Genomic DNA, 24,998 nt, shown 5'->3' on the forward strand with positions numbered 1-24,998 from the left:
TCCCATATGCCACAATGGAGTCAGCACAGTGACACTCGTATTTCAATTACTACATATATAACAAACATTCCAAGGAGGAATTTTGATGAGAATCGGGATAATCGGATTAGGAGATATTGCGCAAAAGGCGTATTTGCCGGTGATTACGGCGCGGGAGGATATCGAGCTTGTGTTCTGTACCCGAAACAGGGAGACGTTGGGGCGGCTGTCCGCTAAGTTCCGGGTCCGGGAAGCGGTGCAGACGGTGGAGGAATTGATCGCGTCGGGCATTGATGCGGCGTTTATTCATTCGTCAACGGAGTCGCATGTCGTCATAGCGGAGCAGTTGATGCGCAGCGGGGTTCACGTCTACGTGGATAAACCGATTTCCTATCATTACGAGGAAGCAGAGAGACTGACGGCGCTGGCCGAGCAGCTTGGCGTAATACTCATGGTCGGCTTTAACCGCCGGTTTGCCCCGATGGTGGCGGCGATGAAGGAGAAGAATGATCGTCGCATGGTTATGCTGCAAAAAAATCGCCTTTTCTCGCCGGACTTCGCTCGCAGATTCGTGTATGACGATTACATTCATGTTATTGATACGATCCGGTTCATGGCCCCGGGGGAAATTATCGGAGCACCGCGAATCTCCACGTTCGTACAAGAAGGGAAATTATATCACGCCCAGTTGCAATTGGAAGGGAACGGTTTTGTCTGCACCGGAATTATGAACCGGGATTCGGGAACGAATGATGAGATTCTGGAGGTCATGAATCCGGGGAACAAGTGGATTGTAGACGGTCTGAACACGACGGCCCATTTTGCCGGCGGAGAAGAGTCCAGGCAGAAATTCAATGACTGGGAGCCGGTGCTGTCCCGCCGGGGATTTACGCAAATCATCGATCATTTTTTGACCTGTGTCCGTGAAAATAAACAGCCTTCCATTTCCCTGAAGGACGCGTTGGAAAGTCACCGTATCTGCGAACTCATTGTCGAGCATGCGGAGAAAAACGGCGGATTCCCTTGGGAGAAACGCTAAGCCGTAACAGGCTCCAATCCATTTAGCGGGCAACTATTTGTCTTCAATAAGCGTTTATATTGCATACCCTCGCGCATTTTTGCGACTCCAACAGGAAAGGAAATGCAATGAAACGAATCATTTTTGTTATCGTGCTGGTATTGGTGGCGGGGAGCTGGGGAGGCAATTTGTGGTTCTATCACAAGTCCCAGCTGCCGGAGCCGGTTTTTTTCAACCATTATATAGAAGTGGAAAATTCGCCGGGCTTCTCCTTCGATCTGTTGTATTTGGAGAATAAATCGGCCAAAACGAAAATAAATTGGATCGAGATTCCCGAGCTTCCCAATGTTCAGATTTGGCCGAACCCGGCAGTAAACACTTACACCCATCAGACCCAAGGCACGATGCGTGTGGAAATTATGGATTTTGATCTGGTACAGCCCGAATTTCCCGAAAATGGACCTTTGGTGATTCATCGGGTTGTTGCGCATTTTGACGATAATTCCTCGAAAGAAATGGAAATCGGTGAAATCCGGGTGCATCCTGCCGACCCGAAGCCTGGAGAAGCTCCGCTTCAAGGCTCATCCTGGGGCTCTTCTTCGGAGAAAGCGGGGTATACCCGGTTCAAGTTTACGAAAGATGCCCGGTTGACCGGCATAACTTCCGCTTATTTGCCGCAGTTGTCGGACCGGTTAAATGTGATCCTGGATGCCGCGAGCATTCGGAATCTGGAGCAAAAGGAGATTAATTTCTCCTCACAAGGTATTTATAGCGGCGTCCCCTTGGAGAAGGTTCCTTTTCCTCTAAGTTTCAAGTCCGGGGAATGGGCTACTGTCACGTATCAGCTTGATCTTCCTGATAGCGCCGGCCCGGTCGCTAAGACGGATGTATATCGCTTCCTTTTGTATATGGAGCTGGAGACAGACCAGGGAGTTTCGTCCAAAGAACGAATATTCGTGGATTTCGCTCCTTATCTGACCAATCGGGAAGTTGCCGACTTTGTGAAAGACAGGAGGTCGGGACTATGAAGACTTTATTTTACCGAATCGGTTATGGCATGGTTTTTGTCATTTTTAACATTCGAGTAGTGGTGGACCTGCTCCCTAATGTCATTGGGTACCTTATGATCTTGTCGGCTTTGTCGGAATTACGAAAAAAAGAACACAGCTTTACTCTTGGGATGTGGGCGTCGTTGGCGCTGAGCGTAATCTCGATCCCGAGTTTTTTTCAGGCTCATGAGTTGCACTTGAATCAACCGGTATTGTCCCTGAACTTTCTTCTGGTTCTCAATCTGGCCGAAACACTCTTGCAGTGGGTTCTCATTTATAGTATCTGCGACGGAAGCTTTAAACTGGCGGGTATCCGGGGAAAAGGGGACCTGGCCAGTTCGATCCGGTTTCGTTGGCGGTTTTACTTCGGCTGTTCCGCTCTTTACATGATCGCTTATCCTTTCGTATTGAACACTCAGGAGGTAGCGGTTGTCTTGTTTAGCAGCGTAGCTACATTCATCGCCATGTTTATGATTATGCTGGTGATCCGTCGTGCCGGCAGGGAGCTGTCGGTACCGTTTGAGCGAAGTGTATGAGTGGCGGGAACAGGAGGAACTTAGTAAGTTGGGTTTATTGAACTGGCAGGCTGACAGCAAGAGATGAAAGGATGTGAAGCAATTGTTCGAAGATCTTAATGAACGCATGGCCGAACTGAAGGAACAGGGACGCAAGAAGGAAAAGTGGGAGAATCGTCTGAATCAGTTGAAACAAGAGGTTTCCCGTATGGAAAAGTCCAGGCAGGAAGCCAGAAACAGATTGGCAGCGGAAGAAAAGGACGTCGACCGGCTCACCGGCATGTCTTTGTCCAATATGCTGTATACGATGATTGGAAAGAAAATGGAGAAGCTGGATGAGGAGCAGAGGGAGGTCGTGTCGGCCCGGCTAAGATATGAAGAGGCGGATCGGGCGGTCCGGGATGCGGAGGAGCAAATCGGGCAGTTGGAACGTCAGCTTCAAGAGGTCAAGTTTTGGAAAAACGACTACGACCGCATTTTCCAGTCCAAGGAGAAGCAGATTCTTGACAGCGACCCTGAGCTCATGGACCTGGCGGAGCGTCAAGCTGTGCTTACTGTGGAAGTCAGGGAACTGGACGAGGCTGTCCGGGCCGGCCGTTCGGTTCAGGACGATCTTGCCCGAGCGGAAGAAGGGCTTCAATCGGCACGAAATTGGGGAACTTACGATATGTTAGGCGGCGGTATGCTCTCCACGCATATTAAACACGGCCGGATCGACGAGGCGATGGATCATATTTACGCGGCGCAAACCAATTTGCGGAGGTTCGAAAAGGAACTCCAGGATGTGGGCGGCAGTTTGAATACGGCCGGGCTGGAGGTAGGCGGGTTGTTAAAATTCTCGGACTATTTCTTCGACGGCTTGATTGCCGACTGGATGGTCCAAGGCAGAATTAAGGATGCACTGGAGCAAGTGCAGGGGAGACGGCGGGAAATCGGACGCTTGGTCTCCGAACTGACTTCGACTAAGCAGCGTACGGAGAACGAGCTGGCCACGGTTCGCCGGAAGTACGTGCAATCGGTGGAAATGTATAAGTAGGGCGCTATATCAGATGGTCTATTTCAAATAGATGTGGGGCAAGTAAGTAAAATGTTCTTACAATCGCTGTTCCCGTCATATTCTCAAATGATCAGTATAGCAAATCCCCCCTGCAGCATCTTCAATGATGCCGCAGGGGGGATTTTTCATGCTGGTGTTAGGAATCTCTTTGCGTTGCCACTCGATACTTAGGCACGCAAATCAATTTCGAACGTCTTGATTTCATAAGGGTTCAGGACGAAGGAAACCGCCGCATTTGATTGCCACTCTTCCTCCGAACGTTCCATCAGATCGCATTCTCGCCAAGCGGCGATGGTCAGATCGCTTTCCAATTGGAGCGCTTTGCGGCTGCCCGAGAAGTCGTGCACGCGGACGATGACGGTGTCGCGGTCCTCGGCTTTTTTCACCGCAGAGATCATCGCCGTACGGCCGGACAGCTTGAACATGGAGCGTGCCGCGGTCGAAGCGGCAGCGCCTTCCGACACGCGCAGCGGATTGTTCAAATGCCACGCTTCCTGTACGGTATCGCCCTGCAGCCAGTCCCCTTGATGCGGGAACAGTGAGTAGGTGAACCGGTGGTAACCTTGATCGGCTTCGATATCCGGGTGAATCGCGCATTTGATCAACGACAGCCGTAGCACATTATCCTTGATATCGTATCCGTATTTACAGTCGTTCATGAGACTCACGCCGTAGCCCTTGTCGGACAGATCCGCCCATTGGTGGCCGACGGTCTCGAATCGGGCCGCATCCCAGCTCGTATTCCAGTGCGTCGGCCGTTTCACGTTGCCGTACTGCACATCATAAGTCGCTTCCGTGGAACGGATGTCGACAGGGAAGGCCACTTTGAGCAGTTGCTGGCGTTCATGCCAATCGGCTTCGGTGACGAAGTCGATTCGGCGGCTAGCAGCGTACAGGATCATGTCTTGTTCGATCTTGGACTGTCCGTAGGTCCAGCTAAAGTGAACCACGGTGCGGATTGGACCGGATTCGGTCACACGGCAGTCTTGAAGATCTCCGAGCTCCCGCGATTTTTGCTGATAGAAAATATCGATATCCCAGGCTTCATGGGCGAGAGGCTTATCCTCGAACAGCTGGAACAGGTTGCCCCGCTGGCCGGCGGCAAGCACTTCTCTTTGTTCCTCCCGGTCATACAGACGCGTCAACTGACCCTGCTCATTCCAGTCCAGTTCATAGAATGGAGTGGTAATTCCACGCTCCCGCAGAACGAACGGAGATGGCTGCTCCGCAGGGGTTGCAGCGGCAGCGTTGAACCGGATAATAGCGAATCCGAGGGACGGAATATCCGGCACTTCCACGCTCCAAACGTTATCGCCTCGCTGTACGGATAATCGGTTGCCGGATTCGTCGGTCCAAACGCCGGACTCCATACCGGGCTGAACCGGAATTTCCGCAAGCCGGGTTTCCGTCCAAGGCGAGGAGTTCCATACCGTAAAGATTCTGGAGGATATTTTGTCCGTGTCAGCATCGTCATTATGATTTCCCGCTGTACCTAGACTCACGGCCGCGCTAACAGCAGCTTCCCATGCCTGCATTCCGAGTAGTTCCGCTTCCTCATATTCGATTTTGCTGTCTTCGTAGACTTCCCGGATCGAAGAGCCCGGAATGATGTCATGGAACTGGTTCCGCAAAATGATCTTCCAGCCCTCATGCAGCTTCGCGCCGGGGTACGACGCCCAGTTGCCGTTCATTGCGCTTTGCATGGCGTTTAGCCATTCCGCTTCACGATACAGAAGCTCCAGCTTGCGGTTCATCCGCTTATTGTGCGCCTGGCTCGTATACGTCCCCCGGTGATATTCGAGATACAGCTCACCGTCCCATGTATGCACATAGCTGTCGCTTTCAGCGACCGTCTCGCCGAGCTTGCGGAAATAATCGCCGGCTGTGCCGGTGCCGAGATTCGGCATTCCGGGCAGCTTGTCGAGCCGGCGCCGCATCTCCAGCATGTCGCGGTTGACGCCGCCGCCGCCGTCCCCATAACCGTAAGAGAGCAGGAGCTCTTGGTTCAGCTCTTTATCGCGGTAGGCGTCCCAGCTGCCTTTTACCGTTTTCGGGGTGATTTGGCCGTTATACGTATAGAACCAGGAACCCGGCTGGGACCATGGCTCGGTGGTGGTGATGAAGTGGGTCAGAATTTCAGTCCCGTCGATGCCGCGCCATTTGAACGTATCATGCGGCATCCGGTTGTACTGGTTCCAGCTGATCTTTGTCGTCATGAACGTATGGATGCCCGACTTTTTCAAGATTTGCGGAAGGGACCAGCTGTAGCCAAATACATCGGGCAGCCACAAATAATCGCAGTCGGCTCCGAATTCCTGCTTGAAGAAACGGGTGCCCACCAGCAGCTGACGCACGAGCGATTCGCCGGAGGTCAGGTTGCAGTCGGCTTCCAGCCACATGCCGCCGCCGGCTTCCCAGCGGCCTTCCGCAACGCGTTCCCGGATGGATTCGTACAGCTCCGGATAGTCTTCCTTCACGTAATCGTAAAGCTGAGGCTGAGTCTGCAAAAAAGTATATTCCGGATACATTTCCATCAATCGCATCACCGTGGAGAAGGAACGGGCGCATTTTTCGCGGGTATGCTTCAGGCGCCAGAGCCAAGCCACGTCGATATGAGTGTGACCGACGCACGTAATGTTCACCAGGGACGATTTATCCATCCCGGCGATTTTGTCGTTGAGAAAATCTCTTGCCGCATGGAGTGATTCGTAAAACTCATCCGATCCGGGTATCCGCCAATCGATCAAAGCCAGAGACTGGTCGGCAGCTTGCAGCAGCTTGGCCCGCTCAGGCAGGTTCTCGTCCAGCACATTCACCGTTTCAGAAATTGCCAAAATGGTGTAGTAGTAATCGTCGACGGCCTCATCCAGCCAGCAGATCTCCGCCAGCTTGACGCCGTGAGTCTGGTTTCTCGGCTGCCCGCCGCCTTCAAGTCCGGACCATAGACGGAAAAGCAGTTGCTGCTTCGTCCCGGCCAGAGTCTCCGGCAGGAATACTTCTTTATGATTGGAATCCACGCCCTGATATGGCTTGCCCTGCAAATAAAACAGGGATTCGAAGCCGGAGTTGTTACCTGCCCCGGTTTCGCCGAAATCAAAGCGGCCAAGTATTTTATGTTCCGCCCATTCTTGAGGGATATCAACTTCAGAAAATAGCCACAAGTACAAGTCGCGGCCGCTCCAGGTATCTCCGGTCTTCATGGTGTCCCATGTATCCGAAACGGCTGGGATCGAAGGATTGATTTCTTTACGTTCGTCTTCAAGACGGTAGAAGTAAGGAATCGGTCTGCTGTCGCGGTACCGGTAGGACGATAGCTCGTGGATGCGTGATTGCAGTTTCTGCTGAGTGAGAAACATCAGGAAAGAACCCCCTTAAATTATCTTAGGGGCAAGCGTAGAAAAGAAAGGAAGGCGAAGCCACATGACGGACTTCGTAACTTTATGTTGAGGTGATCTTAGGGGATCAAGGTCTATTATAGTCAGGGGCCGCCAAGAATTCAAATATTAAAATAGCTGGTATCGGCTTCCAGAAAATACGGATTGCACTCAAGCGCTTGGCGGTGATACACTGAAACGCGAACCAAAAAACGTCAGGACAGGAAGTGTCCCGCTTTGAACAAATTTCGCCGTTTTTATCTGAATCACTTGAAACGGAAAATGTTTAACAAAATTATTTTACTGTATTCCGCCATTATGATGATCTTGTTCCTGATTGCCGCCGTAATGGCGTACGAGTTCCAGGTACAGCGGATCATTCGGGAGGAGACCGACGCCAATTTAAAGACCGCGCATGTGCTCAGCATTTACTTGAACCGGCAGTATGAGAACATACAGAACACGGTGCAGCAAATATACGGCGATGCGGCGTTAAGTGATGACCTGGTCTATTTTTTGAATAACCGGTATGAAAGTTATCTGAGCCATCGTTTGAATTTATTCAGCAGGCCGGGAGAACAGCGTATTCGCTCATTCAGCTCGCTTCTGAAATCTTATCTGGAACAAAATCCGGGGGCTACGGGGGTTACGATATATAGCTATCCGTTAGACTTTTACATGCAAATCCGCCCGGAAAGCCAGCAGCTGAAATATGAAACCGGTTCCAAGAGCGAGTGGGAAAAATGGTTTGAACGCCGCAAAATTTATGCTTGGGATACGATTCATCAGTATGGGCGGTTTTGGGATACCGTCGATCCTGCCGCGTCCCGAATGAGGTATTCTTATTCCCGTGAGCTTCAGGATCCCTGGACGCTGGATAAGATGGGGATGATGATGGTTGAATTCGATGCCGGGCAAATATCCGCTTGGCTTAATTCCCGTGCGCCTGAAGTGCATGGCCGGATCCTGGTGATGAGTTCTCAGGGAACGGTTATTTATGATTCTCAGACAACGGATAGCTACTTCGGACAGACTTATCCGTACCAGGCCAAGCTTGATAATACGGGAAAATGGATTCAACTGGACGAAATGTCCAAGGTGAATGTGCTGAGTGTCGGAAATGCGGAATTGTCGGTCGTCGGTATCGTGTCCAAATCATCGATACATGACAGTACGGTTTCTTTGAGGAACAGCCTGATTATCGTTACGCTGCTGTTCATCGCCGCCAGCTTTATTATTACGAGTACGATCATGCGAAAATACTCCAAGAAAATCCAGCGTATCATCCGTTCCATGAGCCGGATCGGGGAAGGCGACCTCACCACGCGGATCCAGATGCCCGGCGAGGATGAGCTTCAGCAGATTTCGCAGCGCGTGAACGATATGTGCGAGCGGCTGGAGCTTTATATCGACAAGATGTATACGTCGGAAATCCGGCAGAAGCATGCCGAGCTTGTCGCGCTTCAGTCGCAAATCCATCCTCATTTTCTGTACAACACTTTGGAATCGATCCGGATGAAGGCGTATTCTTCCGGAGCCAGAGATGTGGGGCAAATGATTTACAGCTTATCCGTCATGTTCAGAAGCATGGTCAAAAAGGATACGATCGTGACGATTCAGGAAGAGATCGAGCTGTGCTCCATTTATCTGGACCTGTTCCGCATGCGTTATGAGGGCCGCTTGAAGGTGGATATCGAAATGGACGACGAAATCGGCGGCTGCCGGATTATCAAGCTGCTTATCCAACCGATCGTGGAAAATTACATTGTGCACGGCTTCCGTTCACTGGAGAGCGATAATGTAATTTCACTTCATGCCGTAAAGGATCTGGAACGGGATAGAATCGTGATTACGGTAGTCGATAACGGTAAGGGGATACCGGCCGGAAGGCTGGAGGAAATCACTCGAATGCTTGCTTCTCCGTCCCAGCCGGCCGGAGGCGCCCAAGCGTCCATCGGTCTGATCAATGTCCATGAAAGAATACGTATGAACTATGGGGATGACTTTGGAATCGCCGTTTGCAGCGAAGAGGGCAAAGGAACGGCGATACGGATTGAAATACCGTTGCTCAGGGAGGGGTTCATGTGATGAAAAAAGTGTTGTTTGTAGATGACGAACCGCTGATTGCTCAGGGCTTAAGCTCTATTCTGGACTGGAAAAAATATGGAATCGAGATCGCGGGAACGGCAAACGACGGGTTAAGCGCTCTGGAGATGATCCGTGAAGAGCCCGTAGATTTGCTGGTGACGGACATTATGATGCCGCGTATGAACGGGCTGGAATTAATCCGGAAGATCAAAGACAACGAAGAGAACAAGACTAAATTCATCGTGCTGAGCGGGTATGAAGAATTTGAATATGTCAAAGCAGGCATTCAGCTTGGCATCGAAAATTATATTTTAAAACCGATCAACCTCGAGGAACTGGAGTCAACGATCCGCCATATCCGCGGGGATTGGGAGCGGGAGGAGATTCAGCAGGTCCAATTCGAAGAGGATTGGGAGGTTTTGCGCAGCAATATTCTTCAGCGATGGGTCAGCGGGGAGATCGAGAGCCAGGAGTTCAAACATCGGGCCCAGTTGCTGGGCTTGCCGCTAGACCGTGAAAAGTACCGGTTGTATGTCATACGACCGATCCTGACAGAGAACTGCGATATCATTCAGAAAGTCGGTGCGATAATGGCCGATCCATGCCGGGAGCTTATCCGGGCAATGGAACGCTTGAAGCCAAGGGAGACGGAAGTCATTAGTTTTATGGACCCGGACGGGGATATGGTGATTCTTTATGCTTCCTGTGGTCAAAAAGACGATGCGGCGGTTCAACGGCAGGTGAAGGCTACGGCTCAAGCTTTGCCGGGCAGCCTGGAGGCGAGTTTTTGGATTTCCGAAGGGGGTCCGGGGGCCGACTTTAAAGGCGTGCAGTTCAGCTATGCACGGGCAAAATCGGTATTCCACCGTTTCCTGATCACTGGAACGGATCGAATCCGGTTTACCGATGCAGATGAGCAGGGTACAGCTGCGTCCCCGATGATCGAGTGGAACAGCGAGAAGTATGTCGAACTGCTGATTGAAGGCAATACGGAGCCGGTGGAGCATTTCATCGGGGAGGTGCTTTGGAGCGCCTGCCGGGAGAATTTAACGCCGCGCGAAGCCTGCGTCAACACAGCTCTGCAATTAATGCTCGCGGCGAAAGAGAGAGAAGAGAATCCCGACTACAGCGAGGTGTTCGGTCCGTTAAGCAGGATCAGCACCTTGCCCTCCTTGATCCGGCATGTAACCGCAACGGTCAGCAAAAGCATGGAAAGGCAAGACACCGTCCGGGGGGAATATAGCCCGCACGTAGCCTTTTTGGTTGAGCAGGTCCACCGGCATTATGCCGATGAATTGTCACTGAAGACATTAAGCCAGAAAGTCGGCTTACATCCGAATTATTTGGGCCAGCTGTTCCAGCAGGAGTTGGGTCATAGTTTCTCCGACTTTGTAAACCAATACCGGATCGAAAAAGCGACCCAGCTCCTGATGCATACGGACCGCAAAACGACGGAGATCGCGCTTAGCGTCGGGTATTTGGACACCTCCTATTTCTATCGCCAGTTCAAGAAATATGCCGGGGTTTCGCCAACGGAACTGCGTCATATGTATACTAAATAAGTCCTCATTTCCTGAGAGGATCAGCATGGCAGGCGCAACCGAAAAGGTTGCGCTTGTTGTTTTTTTATAGTCGGTCTTTAATTTATCCATGAAATTCTAGGGTTTTTCAACTTGTTGAAGATAGCGCTTACTTGGCACAATAGAGTTAGTTAAGGGCAAGCGAAACAGAAGGGGCGGTTCAGCCGCCGAAGCTTTGTTTTGATCTTAGGGGATCCATGACGAAGCGGTTTCATCACGTGTCCAGCAAACATTTCAGCATCCCTTGGAAACGCTTTAATTCCTTCCAAAGGGGACAGCAGGCAAAGGAGGAATGAACGTGGCAGCATTTTGGAAAAAAGTCATCAGAAATCGTGCGCTGCTGTTCATGGTTATACCCGGAACCGTCTGGTTCCTCATCTTTGCCTACTTGCCGATGTTCGGTTCAATCCTAGCATTTAAAGATTTCCGAATCAGCCGCGACGGATTTTTCGCCAGCGTGTTCAACAGCAAGTGGGTAGGATTCAAAAATTTCGAGTATTTGTTCACGACTAGCGATGCTTATGTAATTACGAGAAATACGATATTGTACAACCTGGCCCTTATTTTTCTCGGTCTGGTGATCTCCGTCGGTTTAGCGATAATCCTAAGCGAACTTGTCAACAAACGGATGGCGAAGGTATATCAAACCGGGATGTTTCTCCCGCACTTCCTGTCCTGGGTCATTATCAGTTACTTCGCCTTTACCTTCCTGAGCATGGATAAGGGTACGCTGAACCAGATCATTACCTTCTTCGGAGGAGAACGGATCAGCTGGTATTCCGAACCGAAGTATTGGCCGTTCATCATTGTATTCGTCGGGATCTGGAAGAGCGTTGGATACAACAGCGTTATCTATCTCGCGGCAATCACCGGAATCGACAAGTCTTATTACGAAGCGGCCGTCATTGACGGGGCGACCAAATGGAAGCAGATCCGCTATATTACCGTACCGCTGCTCAAACCGCTCATGATTATTTTGACGATCCTCGCTATCGGCGGCATTTTCCGGTCCGACTTCGGATTATTTTACCAGTTGCCGAAGGATGCGGGAGCCTTATACCCTGTAACCAATGTCATCGATACCTTCGTTTATCGCGGCTTGATCAATATGGGGGATATCGGTATGAGTACCGCTGCGGGCTTGTATCAATCATTGGTCGGACTGGTGCTCATTCTGGTCGCCAATGCCATCGTCAGAAAAATTGAAAAAGATCATGCGATCTTTTAGAGCGCGGGGGGTTAGCAGATGATATCAAATTCAACTCAGTTAGACGTAAAAAAACAGCGGGATTTCAATGAGATCACCCCGGGTTGGAATGTGCTTTTTAACATCCTCATCGGCCTGTTCTCCTTCTCATGCGTATTCCCGTTCCTGTTCGTTATTATTATATCTTTGACCGATGAACAGACGCTGGCGCTCGAAGGCTTCAGCCTTTGGCCCAGCAAATTCAGCACCGAAGCTTACAGCTATATTTTTCAGACGGGGCATGAATTGCTAGTATCGTTCGGAGTCACGCTGCTTGTCACCATTATGGGTACGTTGATCACCTTGATTCTGGTAACGACCTATGCCTATGCGGTATCCAGAAAGAGCTTTGAATTCCGTGGCTTCTTCAGCTTCCTGGCGTTTTTCACGATGCTGTTTTCCGGAGGGATGGTTCCCGGTTACATCGTAATGACCCAGTTCCTGCATCTGCAGAATACGATTTGGTCCTTGATCTTTCCGTTATCCTTGAGCGCTTTTTCGATCATCGTTATGCGTACGTTTTTCCAGACTACGGTTCCCGATGAAATCATAGAATCCGCCAAAATTGACGGGGCGGGCGAACTCAAGACGTTTATAAGAATCGTACTTCCCGTGTCGCTGCCGGGCATCGCCACAATCGGGCTTTTCGCCTGCCTGGCTTATTGGAACGACTGGTTCAATGCGCTGCTCTATTACAACAAACCGGAATTGACGCCGCCGCTGCAGTTTTTGCTGATGAAGATTGAGAAGAACATGGACTTCTTGATTAAGAACGCCCAGAATCTCGGTACTTTTAACGCGGCTGCCGGCTTACCGACGGAAACCGTGCGAATGGCGATGGTGGTGCTCGCAACTCTTCCAATCGTGCTTGCGTATCCGTTTTTCCAGCGTTACTTTGTGCAAGGCTTGACCGTAGGTTCGGTTAAAGGCTGATTCCAGGCCGTACAGGCCGCATACTCATGGTTGTTTCCGCGTCATCCCGGCCGTAGAATCACGCAGCTGCCCGGCCGGGCACATAGCGGTTTCAATAGATGCTCTTCATACAACTTGTACGTAGGGGGAAACAAAATGAAAAAGAAATCCTTTTTTATGGCTTTGGCGCTGATCCTGGCGTTGTCCGCAATTCTTGCGGGCTGCGGCGGAAACAAGAAAAGCAGTGAGCCGGCCAAGGAAGAAGCAGCCGTCCAAAGCGACGGAACTATCGATGTCTCCAAGCTGGACCCGGTCACGCTGAAGCTGTACCTGATCGGTCCAAGCCAGAAAGACCTGCCGAAGGTGCAGGAAGAAATCAATAAATACGTAGGCGAAAAAATCAATGCCAAGCTCGAAATTACGATGATCGACTGGGGCGACTATAGCCAGCGGATGCAGGTTATAACCAGCTCCGGCGAAGATTATGATATCGCCTTCACCAGCTCCTGGGCTTTCGATTATCTGCCGAATGCAGCTAAAGGCGCGTTCATGCCGTTGAATGATCTGATTGATCAATACGGCAAAGGCATCAAGGAAGTGCTCGATCCGCGTTTCCTCGAAGGTACGAAAGTGAACGGAGTCAATTACGGGATTCCGGCCAACAAAGAATTGGCACAACAATTCGTTTGGCGTTTTAACAAAAAGTACCTTGATAAATACAATCTCGACATTTCCAACGTAACGACGCTGGAAGATTTGGAACCGCTCTTGAAAACGATTAAAGAGAACGAGCCGGCTGACATTACTCCTTTGGCCGTTCCAAAAAATTTCAAGCCGTATCTGCCATTCGACTTTGTGTTGGGCGATGAGATTCCAATCGGCATGTACATCGATACCAAAGACAATAAATATGTGAACATTCTTGAATCGCCTGAGCTCAAAGCAGCCTTGCAGACGATGCGTAAATATTACAAAGCGGGTTATGTCCGCGAGGATGTCGCCACTTTGGAAGGCATCGACAATATGAAAACCGGCAAATGGCTGGTTGACCGCGAAATCACGCAGCCTTACGCCGAACTCGGATGGTCGAGAAGCGCGGGTTACGACATCGTGACCAAACCGATGCATGATCCGATTATTTACACCAGCTCTGCCGCAGGATCCATGCTCGCGATTTCTTCCTACTCGAAAAATCCGGAGCGGGCGATGATGTTCCTGAACCTGCTGAATACGGACGCTTATCTGCGCAATCTGATTCAATACGGAATTGAAGACGTTCACTACAAAAAGGTGGAGGACCCTTACATCGAGGATCTTCCGGCAATGAATGAAAATTATGCGATGCCGGGCTTTGCGCTGGGCAACATGTTCCTGACTTACCTGCATGAAGGCGAGCCGAAGGACAAATGGGATGCCTTTGAAAAGTTCAACTCGTCGGCGATCGTTGCGCCTACATTTGGCTTTAACTTTGATACCGCGCCTGTGAAGACGGAAGTTGCAGCGGTCACGAACGTAGCCAAAGAGTTTATTCCGGCGCTGTACACCGGATCGGTAGACCCGGACGAATATTTGCCGAAGGCGCTCCAGAAGTTCAAGGACGCCGGAATCGATAAAGTCATTGCGGAAGCTCAAAAGCAGTTCGATGCCTGGAAAGCCGAGCAAAAATAGAAATTTGGAGAAACGGGCGGCTGGTACGACCGTTTCTCTATTTTCCATAGCCCAAAACACAGGAGGTTGAATGATGAAGAGAGTGAAGCTGAACTATTTTACGAAGACGAAGTGGAAAAAGAGGTTGATGACTACAGCCGGAGCTATGCTGCTCGCCGGAGTAATACTCGGAACCCCCGGAAAAGCGGAAGCGGCTCAGCCGCATTCGTCTTACTGGTATCCGGATACTTTGCTGGAATGGTCTCCGGCTACCGATAAAGACGCGGCGTTTAACCGGGGTACGGTGAAGCTTCAAAAAGACCGCTTCCTTGGGGAGATCGTGAATCCAAACGCCAAGCCGGAGGCGAAGGTCATCGCGCTGTCCTCCATGTTTCCGAGCACGAGCGGGGCTCCTTCCCAAGGGTCCGAGAAGTTTCACACGTATACGTTCAGCTTCTGGCAGTATATCGACAAGCTCGTCATGTGGGGAGGTTCGGCCGGCGAAGGATTGATTGTTTCCCCAAGTGCGGATGTGATCGATGCGGCGCATAAAAACGGGGTACCGGTTTATGGAACCGTTTTCTTACCGCAGACCGAGCATGGCGGGAAGCTGGAATGGATGCATGATTTGCTGCAGCAAAGGGAAGACGGTACATTCCCCGTGGCGGATAAGTTGGTGGAGGCAGCCCGGTATTACGGGTTTGACGGCTGGTTCATCAATCAGGAGACGCAGGGAGCTTCCAAAGAGGATGCCGCGGACATGCAGCGCTTCCTTGCATATTTACAGAAAATCAAAGGCTCCGAGCTGGAGATCATCTGGTACGATTCCATGATTAACGAGGGTAACATCAAGTGGCAGGGTGCGCTGACCGACAAAAACCAGATGTTTTTCCAAAACGGGACCCAGCGGGTATCTGACTCGATGTTCCTGGATTTCCGCTGGCAATACAAAGATGAAGTGAACGGAAAATACGATTACGTAACTCCGTATCTGAACTCCCCGATGAAAGCGAATGAACTCGGAAGAAGTCCTTACGATTTATTCGCCGGCATCGACGTAGAGGCAAACGGGTATGAGGGCAGCTACAATTGGCCGATTCTGTTCCCGGACGGAAAAAAGGCAACTACATCGCTTGGTATCTATCGCCCGGATTGGGCGTTCAACAGCTCGGAGACGAATGAACAGTATATGAACAAAGAGGAGATGTTCTGGGTCGGACCTGCCGGTAATCCCGCGGTGGGAACAACAGCAGCTCTGAATGGAGCGAAAACCGGAGATCCTTACGCCTGGCGGGGAATCGCCTATGATATTGCCGATAAGAGCGTGATTTCCGGAACCGAGTTTATTACGCATTTCAATAGCGGCAACGGCCACATGTTTGCGGTCAACGGTAAAGTCATGCGGGAGAAGGACTGGAGTAATCGAAGCCTGCAGGATATATTGCCAACATGGCGCTGGATCTCCGAATCGGGCGGCACCGGGAAAGCGCTGACTCCGGACTTCGATTACACCAAGTCTTATTACGGCGGCAGCTCGCTGAAAGTGATAGGAGATCTGTCCTCTGACAATCCGACCCAAGTGAAGCTGTATAAAACGAATATTCCGGTTGCGGCAACGACGGAATTATCGCTGATTTATCAGGATAATGCAGCAGCGGAGGGAGCGGTTCAAATCGGGGTATCTTTCTCGGATGCACCTGAAGAGACGGTATTTTTCCAACCGAAAAAATGGACAACGGCAGGAGACGAAGGTTCGTGGAAAGAGGGAAGTGTCCAGCTCAATAAGTATAAGGGCCGCACGATTAGCAGTATTTCGCTCAAATTTGTCTCTTCCAAACCAGTATCCGGGTATGAGGCGTTTATTGGAGAACTTGCGGTAACGCAAAAGCAGGATAAGGCCAAACAACCGAAGGTTGTGACCGGCCTGAAGGTGACGGAGAACGACTTCCGGGACGGGATCTACGGCGATGCGCGATTGGCTTGGGAAGCGCCGAAGGACGGCAGCGACGTGCAGTATTACCAAGTTTACCGCGTCAAGCCGGACGGCGCTTATGAGTTGATGGGGATGACCGGGAACACGGTCTACTATGTGCCTGAAATGAAGCGGTTGAACAAAGAGATCGCCACGAAAATGGTCGTCATTCCTGTGAATCGTCAGTATGAACAAGGAAAGCCCGCTACAGTCTCTTTCAACTGGCCGGCCTATCCGAAGCCGATCGCCGCTTTTGAAGCGGACCGTACACTAATCGCTCCGGGGGAAAGTGTACAGTTTACCGACAAGTCCTCGGAAGTGACGGAAGGTTGGGCATGGAGCTTCCCGGGCGGGGAGCCTTCTAGCAGCACGGAGCAAAACCCTAAGGTCACTTATAAGGAAGAAGGCAGCTTCGAAGTGACCTTGAAAGCTGTCAATGAAGTCGGAGAAGACGTGGTGAAGCGGCAAATGATCACCGTCACGAAGGAAGCTGCCGGCGGGGTATCCGATCTGGCCCTTGGCAAGAAAGCGACGGCCTCGAGTTATGTGAATGAGAAGGAAGCTCCGCCGTTTGCCCTGGACGGTGACGACAAGACGAAATGGTGCGCGGTGGGCGATGCTCCTCACACACTGACTGTAGATCTTGGCGCTGAACATAAGATCAGCGAGTTCGTCATCAAACACGCGGAAGCGGGTGGAGAAGCTGCGGCTTTCAATACGCGCAGCTTCCGGATCCAGCTCAGCATGGACGGGGAAAACTGGACCGATTCGGTGCAGGTGACCGACAATGCGAAGGGCGTCAGCAAGCATGCTATCGCTTTGACTTCGGCCCGCTATGCCCGGCTTGTCGTAGAAAAGCCGACCCAAGGCGGGGACACGGCCGCGCGGATCTATGGATTTGAAGTAATGGGGTTAAAGTAACGCAGATTTATCGAAGTGTAAGGATAACAAAAAAGACGGCGCAAGGATTATAAACCTAAGCGCCGTCTTTTTTATATTATTTCACACGTCTAATGGAGCGCGTACAAGTACCCGTCAAGAGTAGCAAAATAAACGGCCCCATCTGCGACGACCGCCGTGGAAAGAATCGGAGACTTCGTACCCTCAAATCTCCATAGCTCTTTGCCGCTGTCTAGGTCAACCGCATAAAAAGCATCTCTCGCTTTGCCGCCGTCGGTATAAGCTGAACCGAAATACATGATGTTATCCGCAATCACGGGGGAAGCAAACACGCGGCTATCCAGCTTGAAATCCAGTTTGTGCTCGCCGGCTTCCCGGTCAAACACGTGGACTACCTTGGAGTCGGAAGCACCGATGACGACATGCTTTTCGCTTGCGGCCGCAGAGGAAACGACCCAGGATCCGCCCGGTGAGAGGTGGGACCACCGGATATTACCTGTATTGGCGTCAAGTGCATAGACATATTGATCTCGTGAACCGAAATAAATGATTCCCTCTTTATAAGTGATGCTGGATTGCACCGTGCCGAAGTTAGCCGACCACAATTTTTTGCCTGTCTGCTGGTCCAGGGCCGTGACTTCACCGCTCATATCCGCGATATATATTTTTCCGTCTGCAATAGCCGCTTTGCCATGTACGTACGAGGCTGTTTCCGTTTCCCAGAGGATGGAGCCGTCCTTTCGCTCCAAGGCATAGAATCTCGGACCTTCGCCGCCTACATAGATATAATCTCCGTCCACCGCCGGTGACCCGATATAATAATCCCATAAGTCAGGCAGTCCTTCATCTTTAAGACTATCGTCCAGTTTTTGCTTCCATTTCAGCTTCCCGGTCTCCCGTTCCAATGCATACAATGTGGAGGTCGTGTCCGTGAAGTACAGATCGTCCTCGAGAACGGCCGCGGATGACCTAATCTTTCCCGGAAAATCGGTTTGCCAGACCGTTTTCCCGTTGTTGGCATCGACTGCGTAAAACCGGCCTTCCTCGGAGCCAAAATACAACGTATCCTTCATCATTACCGGAGAACTCTGAATGTGCGCGTCCATTTTGATACTCCATTTCTCCCCCTTCAGAGCAGGCAAGCCTTTTGTGGCAGAAACCCCGGTATTTGCCGCATCTCCTCTAAAAAGGAATGTGTTTTGGGTCTTTGTGGAACGTTCAGAGCCGCAACCGCTAAGAGCCGCTGCACTTAATAGAAGTACCGCGCACCAGCCTGCCAACCTTCGTTTTTTGATCATTTTTTCATAACCCCCCATGGAATTGAATCACGTTACTTAGATTCTGATGCCAAGAAGGAGAAGAGTCTTACATACTTTCCGAGTCGCATAACGATAAAAATAATTTTTTCAGAATTTGCAGTCCCAGACCCTCGTTTGATTTTGCGTGGTCTAGCAGCCGGAGAGCCATTTTTCTGCATTCTGGTTCTTCGGGGTGTCCTCCGCCAGGGAATGGAAAGAGCATGCACATTTGGCGGAGAGCGTCCGCAGTCTTCCTGTAGTAATCAGCAGCTTCGCCGGCAAGCCGGGAATTCCGGTTGCCGTAAACCTCGGGACGACTGGCTACCAGTTCAAGAAATTGGACGGCAAAGGACCTGGCATTGGATGTACACCATACAAGGTAGGCATGACCAAAATGATCGATGTGGTCCCTGGAAAGAGCGCTAATCCATAAATCATAGGCGTACAATCCCTGCACATAATCGGCGTGCGGCGTTCGTTCCCGTCCTTCGGCGTGGGTAACGATCATGCCGAGCGCGCCATGCAGCGCATCTAAAGGGGTCACAGGAGCGGGCGTACCTAACGATATTGCGAATAAATCGGCACTCCATTCGCGGCCAAGCTGGTCATAGCCGAGATGAGTTTGCTCAAACAATCCGGTGATGCGAAATAACCGACGTTCATCATCATAGCCGTGGATAACGGCGAAGGTAGGCAGTTCTACGCCCCATACAATGACAGGCTGGCCCTGATCAATCGTACGGTGAATGAACGAGAACGCCTCGACCAGCAATTCATTGGATTGCGGAATACGGCTTCCGTCCCCGACCGAGCGAGCCGCAAAGCCAAGGTTTAACAGTCCTCTGCCAAAAACGTTGCGCCAGTCAAAAGCCGTCACCCCGATAAAATCGGTCCGCTCACGGTGTACTTGAAGCCGGAAAGCCAGACCGGTAAGGCCCATAATTTCAGTCATAGTGTAATGAGTGAGGTCCGTATATTGCAATGCGTGCTGGATACTTAATGCAAAGGTATCCCAAATTTCTCCAAAATAGACGGCCGGTTCCTGAAGCTGATTATGAGTTCGCGGAGATGATAGTTGCTGACGGCTATGCAAATAGTTTGCCAGGTTGGCTTCATATCTTGCCTGGCTGATCTTTTTTCTTGTGCGGGATAGGATCGTGTAGATGTTGCCGGAAGAGGTGGAATACATAGCAGCAATTTCTTGAGGAGAATAGTGACTGAAGAAATGGGCTTCGAATATTTCGCGTTCCCGGGTACTCAGGTCTTGAAGCATCGCGCGCAGCATTTCGTAAGTATCGAGCATGATGATCTCCCTAACGGGGTCTTCGTTTTGCTCGCGCTCCATGGTCGTATTTTTGGCAAGTGTGGCGAGAATGAATTCGATTTGCTCAAAATCCTTACCCGTATATTCAACGGATTTGCTGATGCAAGAAGAGAAGGGGCGTTCCTTGGCGTAAGGTCCTCCCCGTCTTACATGCATTAAAGCCTGATTGGTAATGATGCGGCGGAACCAGGGAACGAATTTTTCGATTTGTTTCAGCGAACCCAAGTATGTAAAAGCACTGATCAACCCTTCCTGGACGATATCTTCGGCCAGGTGAGGGTCTTCGGCAATTTGTCGCGCCCAGTGAAGCGCATGGTGGCGGTGCCGCTCCATCAACAGGTTGAACGCATCCTGATGACCGGAACGGGCTTGCTCCACCAATTCTTGATCGGAAGGCGAATTTACGGGTTTACCTGAACGGAACACGAAGATACCACCTTTTTTATAACCTAGGATTAGTCTTTTGCATTCAATTTAAAATCCTTTAAAGATTCTAAGGCTGACTTCGATTTCGCTTTAGGTCTGGCGTTAGCCGGATAGGGAGAAGTAGTTGAGACTGGCTTTTCCGTTCTATCAAGCAGGATCTCCAGGTATTCACGGTTTTCGTCCAAACGATCAAGGATGAGGGCTAATGCAAAAAATATGATCGCGATCACAATCCCGCCAATGATTTGCAGAAGAGCTGCCAGCCACCCGCCTCCATATATACCTTGGGTAATCCCTGCAAGAAAACTGACGATGATGGAAGCAAATCCTATGCCATTAAGTAATTTCGACATGATCTATTCCTCACTTTCGGTTTGGATTGGGGATTAATCTTCATTTATTAACCTCGTTTACGCATGGGCATAACGAGGAAAAGATAACACAGGACGGCACTGACATTGGAGATGGCAATGACCAGGCCCATCGGCAAGGCGGTCTCTTCGCCGCCGAGACCTACCAGCGGCGCGACGGCCGCTCCGAGAATGTATGGCAGCAGGCCGAGCAAAGCGGAAGCGCTCCCCGCGGAGTCCCGCTGGTTTTGCATGGCGAGCGTAAAGCTGGCGGTGCCGACGATACCTACGCAGGATACGACAAAGAACAGCGGGATCAACACGGCGGCCAAGCCTCCGCCCGTCAAAATGCCGCCAAGCAACACAAGCGACGCGGCGGCGGCCAGGCCGATACCGAAACGGAGTAAGGTAGACTCGTCGATTTTCCCCGCCAGGCGTCCGGTAATCTGGCTGGCAAAGATGATTCCGAGGCCATTCATGGCAAAGATGAGACTGAACGTTTGCTCGGAGACATGAAACAGGTTTTGCAGGACGAAGGAAGATCCCGAAATATATCCGAACATCGCCGCAGAGATGAGTCCCTGGCAGAGGCAGTAGCCGATAAACAGCCGGTCGCGGAGCAGCCGCGAAAAGGTCGATAGCGTTTCGCCCAGACCTCCGCTTTGACGGCGCTCTTTGGGCAAGGTCTCCGGAAGGCCGAGCAATACGGACAGCAGCATCAAGACGCCGATCAGGGTGAGGACGACGAATACGCCGCGCCACGAGACGAAGGTCAGCAGCTGTCCTCCGAAGATCGGAGCAAGGATCGGTGCCGCGCCATTGATCAGCATCAGCAGCGAGAAGAATTTGGTCAGCTCGGAGCCGGAATACATATCCCGCACGATCGCACGGGACAAAACGATGCCGGCGGAGCCGGACAGACCTTGAATGAAGCGAAGTATGTTCAAGACGGCCACGTTCGGTGCGAAAACGCAGAGCAGTGAACTGATGGCGTAGGCAGCCATCGATATAATCAGCGGAGCGCGGCGCCCCCGCGTGTCACTTAGCGGGCCGACGATAAGCTGTCCGAGGGCAAGACCGAGCAGACAAGCCGTCAGGCTGAGCTGAATCATCGGAGCGCTGGTGTGAAGATCGCCAGCCATTTTGGGCAAGGCGGGCAAATACATATCCAGCGACAGCGGGCCGAAGGCCGATAAGCTGCCCAGAATGATCGCGGCCTTCATGCGGCTTGACCGTGATTTTGGCGCTTGAGAAACAGAAGTATTTTCTACAGTAAGACTCATGGATGTGTTCCTTTCTAGTGCAAGTTCAAAAAGTCAGGTTTTCAGGACCAAGAAGGTTGGATGAAGCTAGGGGCTGAGTAGCGGAGCGTACATTAGGTACGTGAGCAACGGAAGGCCCGGCTGAATTCAAGATTCGACGTCGAATCCGCTTCATGATCCTCTTCGTCGTGGAAAGATGACTTTTTGATCCACCTCTTCTGGAATAGATTTTCTAATTATACTACAAGGTTATCGAATCGGGGAGCCGCTGACTTTCATGTGAGATGCGGGAAACCTTGCTGAATCGGGTATGTTATAGATAAGGAAAATAAGGAGGCATGGCAGATGAATCCGAAATGGTGGAAAGAGAGCGTGGTATATCAAATCTATCCGATCAGCTTCATGGACTCGAACGGAGACGGAATCGGGGATCTTCAGGGGATCATATCCAAGCTGGATTACTTGAAGGACCTCGGCGTCGACGTAATCTGGGTTTGCCCGATTTACAAATCACCTAATCACGACAACGGATACGATATTAGCGACTACTGCGATATAATGAAGGAATTCGGGACGATGGCGGATTTTGATCTCATGCTGAAAGAGATTCATATCCGCGGCATGAAACTGATGATGGACTTGGTGCTTAATCATACTTCACATGAACATCCCTGGTTTCTTGATTCGAAGAGATCCAAGGATGATCCCAAACGGGACTTCTACATATGGCGCAAAGGGAAGAACGGAGGTCCGCCGAACAACTGGGAGTCTTATTTCAGCGGGTCGGTATGGGAGTATGATCCGGAGACGGACGAATATTACCTTCATCTATACTCCAAATATCAGCCGGATCTGAATTGGGAAAACCCGGAGGTGATCGAGAAGCTGCATGATATGGTCGAGTGGTGGTTGAAAAAGGGCGTCGACGGCTTCCGGTTCGATGCTATCGCCCATATCGTCAAGCAGCAGGGACTGCCGGATGCGGAAAATCCGCATCAGTCGCCCACGGTTCGTGCTTATGACATGTTCTCCAATCTGGAAAACGTACACACCCTGCTTCAAAATCTTTACGACAAAGTGTTGTATTTCTACGATATTATGACGGTTGGAGAGACGTCCGGTCTCGGGCCAGAGCAAGCGCTTGACTACGTAGGTGATGGCCGGCGTGAGTTGAACATGACGTTTCAGTTTGAGCATATGTTTCTGGATGCCGCCTCCGCCGGCAGCGGAAAATGGGATATGGTACCCTGGAGCCTAATCGAACTTAAGAAAATCATGAGCAATTGGCAGAATGTCCTGCACAACCGGGGCTGGAATGCGAATTATTTATGCAATCACGACCAGCCGCGCTCGGTTTCCAGGTTCGGCAATGATGTCGTATGTAGGGTACCGTCGGCTAAAATGCTGGCCACATTCATTCATACGCTTGAAGGGACGCCATATATATATCAAGGCGAAGAAATCGGGATGACCAACGTCGCGTTCGACTCTATCGATGAATACCGGGATGTTGAAACGCTGAACTTTTATGAGGAAAAGCGGCAGCAAGGCGTTCCCGAAGAAGACATCATGAGGGCGATCCACAACAAAAGCCGGGATAACGCGCGGACGCCCATGCAGTGGGACGCTACTGAGAATGCGGGCTTTACAACAGGGCAGCCCTGGCTGAAGGTCAACTCGAATTACATGGAAATCAACGTGGTTCGCGCTATGAAAGATCCGGATTCGATCTATCATTACTATAAGAAGTTGATCGAGCTCCGCAAGAAACATAAGGTGATCGTATACGGCGAATATAAGCTGCTGCTTCCGCTTCACGAAGAAATTTACGCTTATACCCGAACATTGGAGAATGATCAGTTGCTAGTCATATTGAACTTTTTCGGGCAAGAGCCGGTATTTGAAATGCCTGAAGGTATAGATCCTTCAGGGATGGAACTGCTGATCTCCAATTTCGAACCCAAAAAAGGGGAAGACCTTACCCGCCTGAAGCTTCGCCCCTATGAGGCAAGAGTGTACCTTAAGCGGCTATAACGATTATTATATGAACTAATGATGAGGTGACCGTATGAAAAGAATACTGGACTGCCGGGCTTCGGATTTTCGGCAAATAGGGCGTAAGGAGCTCAAAGGCGCAATTCTGGCGGCAGAAGGCCGGACGGTGATGGCGGAGACAGTCGTCGTCTCGCAGCCGCTGCTGCCGGAAATCACGAATGCCGAGCTGGCGAAGGCGTTTGGAGCAGATATGATTCTGCTTAACGTGTTCGATGTGTTTCGACCGGAGGTACGCGGTATTGTTCCGTTCGATATTTTCAACCCGGACAGCGGAGTGGGAACAGTTGGCAATCCGATCGCGGAAATTAAACGATTGACCGGGCTTCCGGTCGGTATCAATCTGGAGCCGGTGGATGCATCGGCCGATGCGGTGGAATCCCTGAACGTATTGCCGGAAGGCCGCCGCGCAACGGCCCGCAGTCTGGCAAAGGCGAAAGAGTTGGGTTGCGATTTCGTCTGCCTGACGGGCAACCCAAAGACCGGGGTGACCAATGCCCAGATCCTACAGGCGATCGGAACCGCGCAGGAGCATTTCGGCGGCTTGATCATCGCCGGTAAAATGCATGGCGCCGGCACGCGGGGAAGCGTCATCGACAGGGAGGCCGCCGTATCCTTTGCCGAAGCGGGTGCCGACATCGTTCTGTTTCCGGCACCCGGAACCGTTCCGGGGCTCCGGGAAGAGGAACTCGCGGGAATCATCGCGGAGGTGAAAGAGAAAGGAGCCTTGGCATTGGCGGCAATCGGAACGAGTCAGGAAGGCGCCGATGAAGGCACGGTCCGTGCGATTGCACTCAGCGCGAAGCGCGCAGGCGCCGATTTACTCCATATCGGCGATGCCGGATATTCCGGAATGGCGAACCCCGAGAACATCATGGCTTTGTCGATAGCGATTCGCGGGCGCAGGCATACTTATATCCGGATGGCGGCTTCGCCGCTGAGGTAGGGA

Annotated in this window: 17 protein-coding genes; 12 read left to right on the forward strand and 5 right to left on the reverse strand. The window is 51.2% G+C overall.

Going from position 1 to position 24,998, the window contains the following annotated elements:
- The first annotated feature begins 85 nt into the window (after positions 1-85).
- The 4 genes from NYE70_RS03615 (at position 86) to NYE70_RS03630 (ending at position 3,597) form a co-directional block, all read left to right on the forward strand.
- The gene (locus NYE70_RS03615) at positions 86-1,018 is read left to right on the forward strand and encodes a Gfo/Idh/MocA family protein (RefSeq protein WP_213654215.1); all 933 of its coding nucleotides are present in this window, start codon (positions 86-88) and stop codon (positions 1,016-1,018) included.
- Positions 1,019-1,125: 107 nt separating this feature from the next.
- A complete protein-coding gene (locus tag NYE70_RS03620) occupies positions 1,126-2,025 on the forward strand; it encodes a hypothetical protein (RefSeq protein WP_341045008.1) in 900 nt (299 codons plus the stop codon).
- A complete protein-coding gene (locus NYE70_RS03625) occupies positions 2,022-2,582 on the forward strand; it encodes a hypothetical protein (protein WP_341045009.1) in 561 nt (186 codons plus the stop codon). The genes NYE70_RS03620 and NYE70_RS03625 overlap by 4 nt, the downstream gene beginning before the upstream one ends.
- 73 nt (positions 2,583-2,655) lie before the next feature.
- The gene (locus NYE70_RS03630; RefSeq protein WP_341045010.1) at positions 2,656-3,597 is read left to right on the forward strand and encodes a hypothetical protein; all 942 of its coding nucleotides are present in this window, start codon (positions 2,656-2,658) and stop codon (positions 3,595-3,597) included.
- Between the two features lie 188 nt (positions 3,598-3,785).
- On the opposite strand, the gene NYE70_RS03635 is transcribed toward NYE70_RS03630, so the two are convergent.
- Positions 3,786-6,974: an alpha-mannosidase gene (locus NYE70_RS03635; RefSeq protein ID WP_341045012.1), complete on the reverse strand. Its 3,189-nt coding sequence runs from the start codon at positions 6,972-6,974 to the stop codon at positions 3,786-3,788.
- 255 nt (positions 6,975-7,229) lie between these two features.
- Between NYE70_RS03635 and NYE70_RS03640 the strand changes: the two genes are divergently transcribed.
- The 6 genes from NYE70_RS03640 (at position 7,230) to NYE70_RS03665 (ending at position 17,358) form a co-directional block, all read left to right on the forward strand.
- A complete protein-coding gene (locus tag NYE70_RS03640; protein WP_341045013.1) occupies positions 7,230-9,080 on the forward strand; it encodes a cache domain-containing sensor histidine kinase in 1,851 nt (616 codons plus the stop codon).
- Entirely contained in the window at positions 9,080-10,642 is a 1,563-nt protein-coding gene (locus NYE70_RS03645; protein WP_341045014.1) for a response regulator transcription factor, read from the forward strand. Before NYE70_RS03640 ends, NYE70_RS03645 begins: the two co-directional genes overlap by 1 nt.
- Before the next feature lie 316 nt (positions 10,643-10,958).
- Entirely contained in the window at positions 10,959-11,888 is a 930-nt protein-coding gene (locus tag NYE70_RS03650) for an ABC transporter permease (protein WP_211024006.1), read from the forward strand.
- Between the two features lie 18 nt (positions 11,889-11,906).
- A complete protein-coding gene (locus tag NYE70_RS03655; protein ID WP_341045016.1) occupies positions 11,907-12,839 on the forward strand; it encodes a carbohydrate ABC transporter permease in 933 nt (310 codons plus the stop codon).
- 135 nt (positions 12,840-12,974) lie between these two features.
- Positions 12,975-14,486, forward strand: a complete 1,512-nt coding sequence (locus NYE70_RS03660; RefSeq protein ID WP_211024010.1) for an ABC transporter substrate-binding protein — start codon at positions 12,975-12,977, stop codon at positions 14,484-14,486.
- A 73-nt stretch (positions 14,487-14,559) separates the two neighbouring features.
- Positions 14,560-17,358 (forward strand): endo-beta-N-acetylglucosaminidase, encoded by a 2,799-nt coding sequence (locus tag NYE70_RS03665; protein ID WP_341047502.1) that lies wholly within the window; start codon positions 14,560-14,562, stop codon positions 17,356-17,358.
- Positions 17,359-17,447: 89 nt separating this feature from the next.
- Here NYE70_RS03665 and NYE70_RS03670 read toward each other — a convergent pair whose 3' ends face one another.
- From NYE70_RS03670 to NYE70_RS03685, 4 genes are all read right to left on the reverse strand, one after another.
- Complete coding sequence (locus NYE70_RS03670) at positions 17,448-18,635, reverse strand: outer membrane protein assembly factor BamB family protein (protein WP_341045018.1); 1,188 nt, start codon at positions 18,633-18,635, stop codon at positions 17,448-17,450.
- Positions 18,636-18,702: 67 nt separating this feature from the next.
- Entirely contained in the window at positions 18,703-20,385 is a 1,683-nt protein-coding gene (locus NYE70_RS03675; protein ID WP_341045019.1) for an RNA polymerase sigma factor, read from the reverse strand.
- Positions 20,386-20,414: 29 nt separating this feature from the next.
- A complete protein-coding gene (locus tag NYE70_RS03680; protein ID WP_211024020.1) occupies positions 20,415-20,738 on the reverse strand; it encodes a hypothetical protein in 324 nt (107 codons plus the stop codon).
- A 47-nt stretch (positions 20,739-20,785) separates the two neighbouring features.
- Positions 20,786-21,958 (reverse strand): multidrug effflux MFS transporter, encoded by a 1,173-nt coding sequence (locus NYE70_RS03685; protein WP_341045020.1) that lies wholly within the window; start codon positions 21,956-21,958, stop codon positions 20,786-20,788.
- Between the two features lie 384 nt (positions 21,959-22,342).
- On the opposite strand from NYE70_RS03685, the gene NYE70_RS03690 reads away from it, so the two are divergent.
- Together NYE70_RS03690 and NYE70_RS03695 are read left to right on the forward strand one after the other, a co-directional pair.
- On the forward strand, positions 22,343-24,031 hold the full coding sequence (locus tag NYE70_RS03690; protein WP_290408195.1) for a glycoside hydrolase family 13 protein: 1,689 nt from the start codon (positions 22,343-22,345) through the stop codon (positions 24,029-24,031).
- 34 nt (positions 24,032-24,065) lie between these two features.
- Positions 24,066-24,995, forward strand: a complete 930-nt coding sequence (locus NYE70_RS03695) for a DUF7916 family protein (RefSeq protein WP_341045022.1) — start codon at positions 24,066-24,068, stop codon at positions 24,993-24,995.
- Positions 24,996-24,998: the final 3 nt, after the last annotated feature.

It is taken from the genome of Paenibacillus sp. FSL R5-0407 (assembly GCF_038009185.1).
GTDB classification, from domain to species: Bacteria; Bacillota; Bacilli; order Paenibacillales; family Paenibacillaceae; genus Fontibacillus; species Fontibacillus vini.

Bases quoted from the DNA above. Each gene is read 5' to 3' on its own strand.
- NYE70_RS03615 (WP_213654215.1), top strand. From the start codon at position 86: ATGAGAATCGGGATAATCGGATTAGGAGATATTGCGCAAAAGGCGTAT.
- NYE70_RS03620 (WP_341045008.1), top strand. From the start codon at position 1,126: ATGAAACGAATCATTTTTGTTATCGTGCTGGTATTGGTGGCGGGGAGC.
- NYE70_RS03625 (WP_341045009.1), top strand. From the start codon at position 2,022: ATGAAGACTTTATTTTACCGAATCGGTTATGGCATGGTTTTTGTCATT.
- NYE70_RS03635 (WP_341045012.1), bottom strand. From the start codon at position 6,974: ATGTTTCTCACTCAGCAGAAACTGCAATCACGCATCCACGAGCTATCG.
- NYE70_RS03645 (WP_341045014.1), top strand. From the start codon at position 9,080: ATGAAAAAAGTGTTGTTTGTAGATGACGAACCGCTGATTGCTCAGGGC.
- NYE70_RS03655 (WP_341045016.1), top strand. From the start codon at position 11,907: ATGATATCAAATTCAACTCAGTTAGACGTAAAAAAACAGCGGGATTTC.
- NYE70_RS03660 (WP_211024010.1), top strand. From the start codon at position 12,975: ATGAAAAAGAAATCCTTTTTTATGGCTTTGGCGCTGATCCTGGCGTTG.
- NYE70_RS03665 (WP_341047502.1), top strand. From the start codon at position 14,560: ATGAAGAGAGTGAAGCTGAACTATTTTACGAAGACGAAGTGGAAAAAG.
- NYE70_RS03670 (WP_341045018.1), bottom strand. From the start codon at position 18,635: ATGATCAAAAAACGAAGGTTGGCAGGCTGGTGCGCGGTACTTCTATTA.
- NYE70_RS03680 (WP_211024020.1), bottom strand. From the start codon at position 20,738: ATGTCGAAATTACTTAATGGCATAGGATTTGCTTCCATCATCGTCAGT.
- NYE70_RS03685 (WP_341045020.1), bottom strand. From the start codon at position 21,958: ATGAAGGCCGCGATCATTCTGGGCAGCTTATCGGCCTTCGGCCCGCTG.
- NYE70_RS03690 (WP_290408195.1), top strand. From the start codon at position 22,343: ATGAATCCGAAATGGTGGAAAGAGAGCGTGGTATATCAAATCTATCCG.
- NYE70_RS03695 (WP_341045022.1), top strand. From the start codon at position 24,066: ATGAAAAGAATACTGGACTGCCGGGCTTCGGATTTTCGGCAAATAGGG.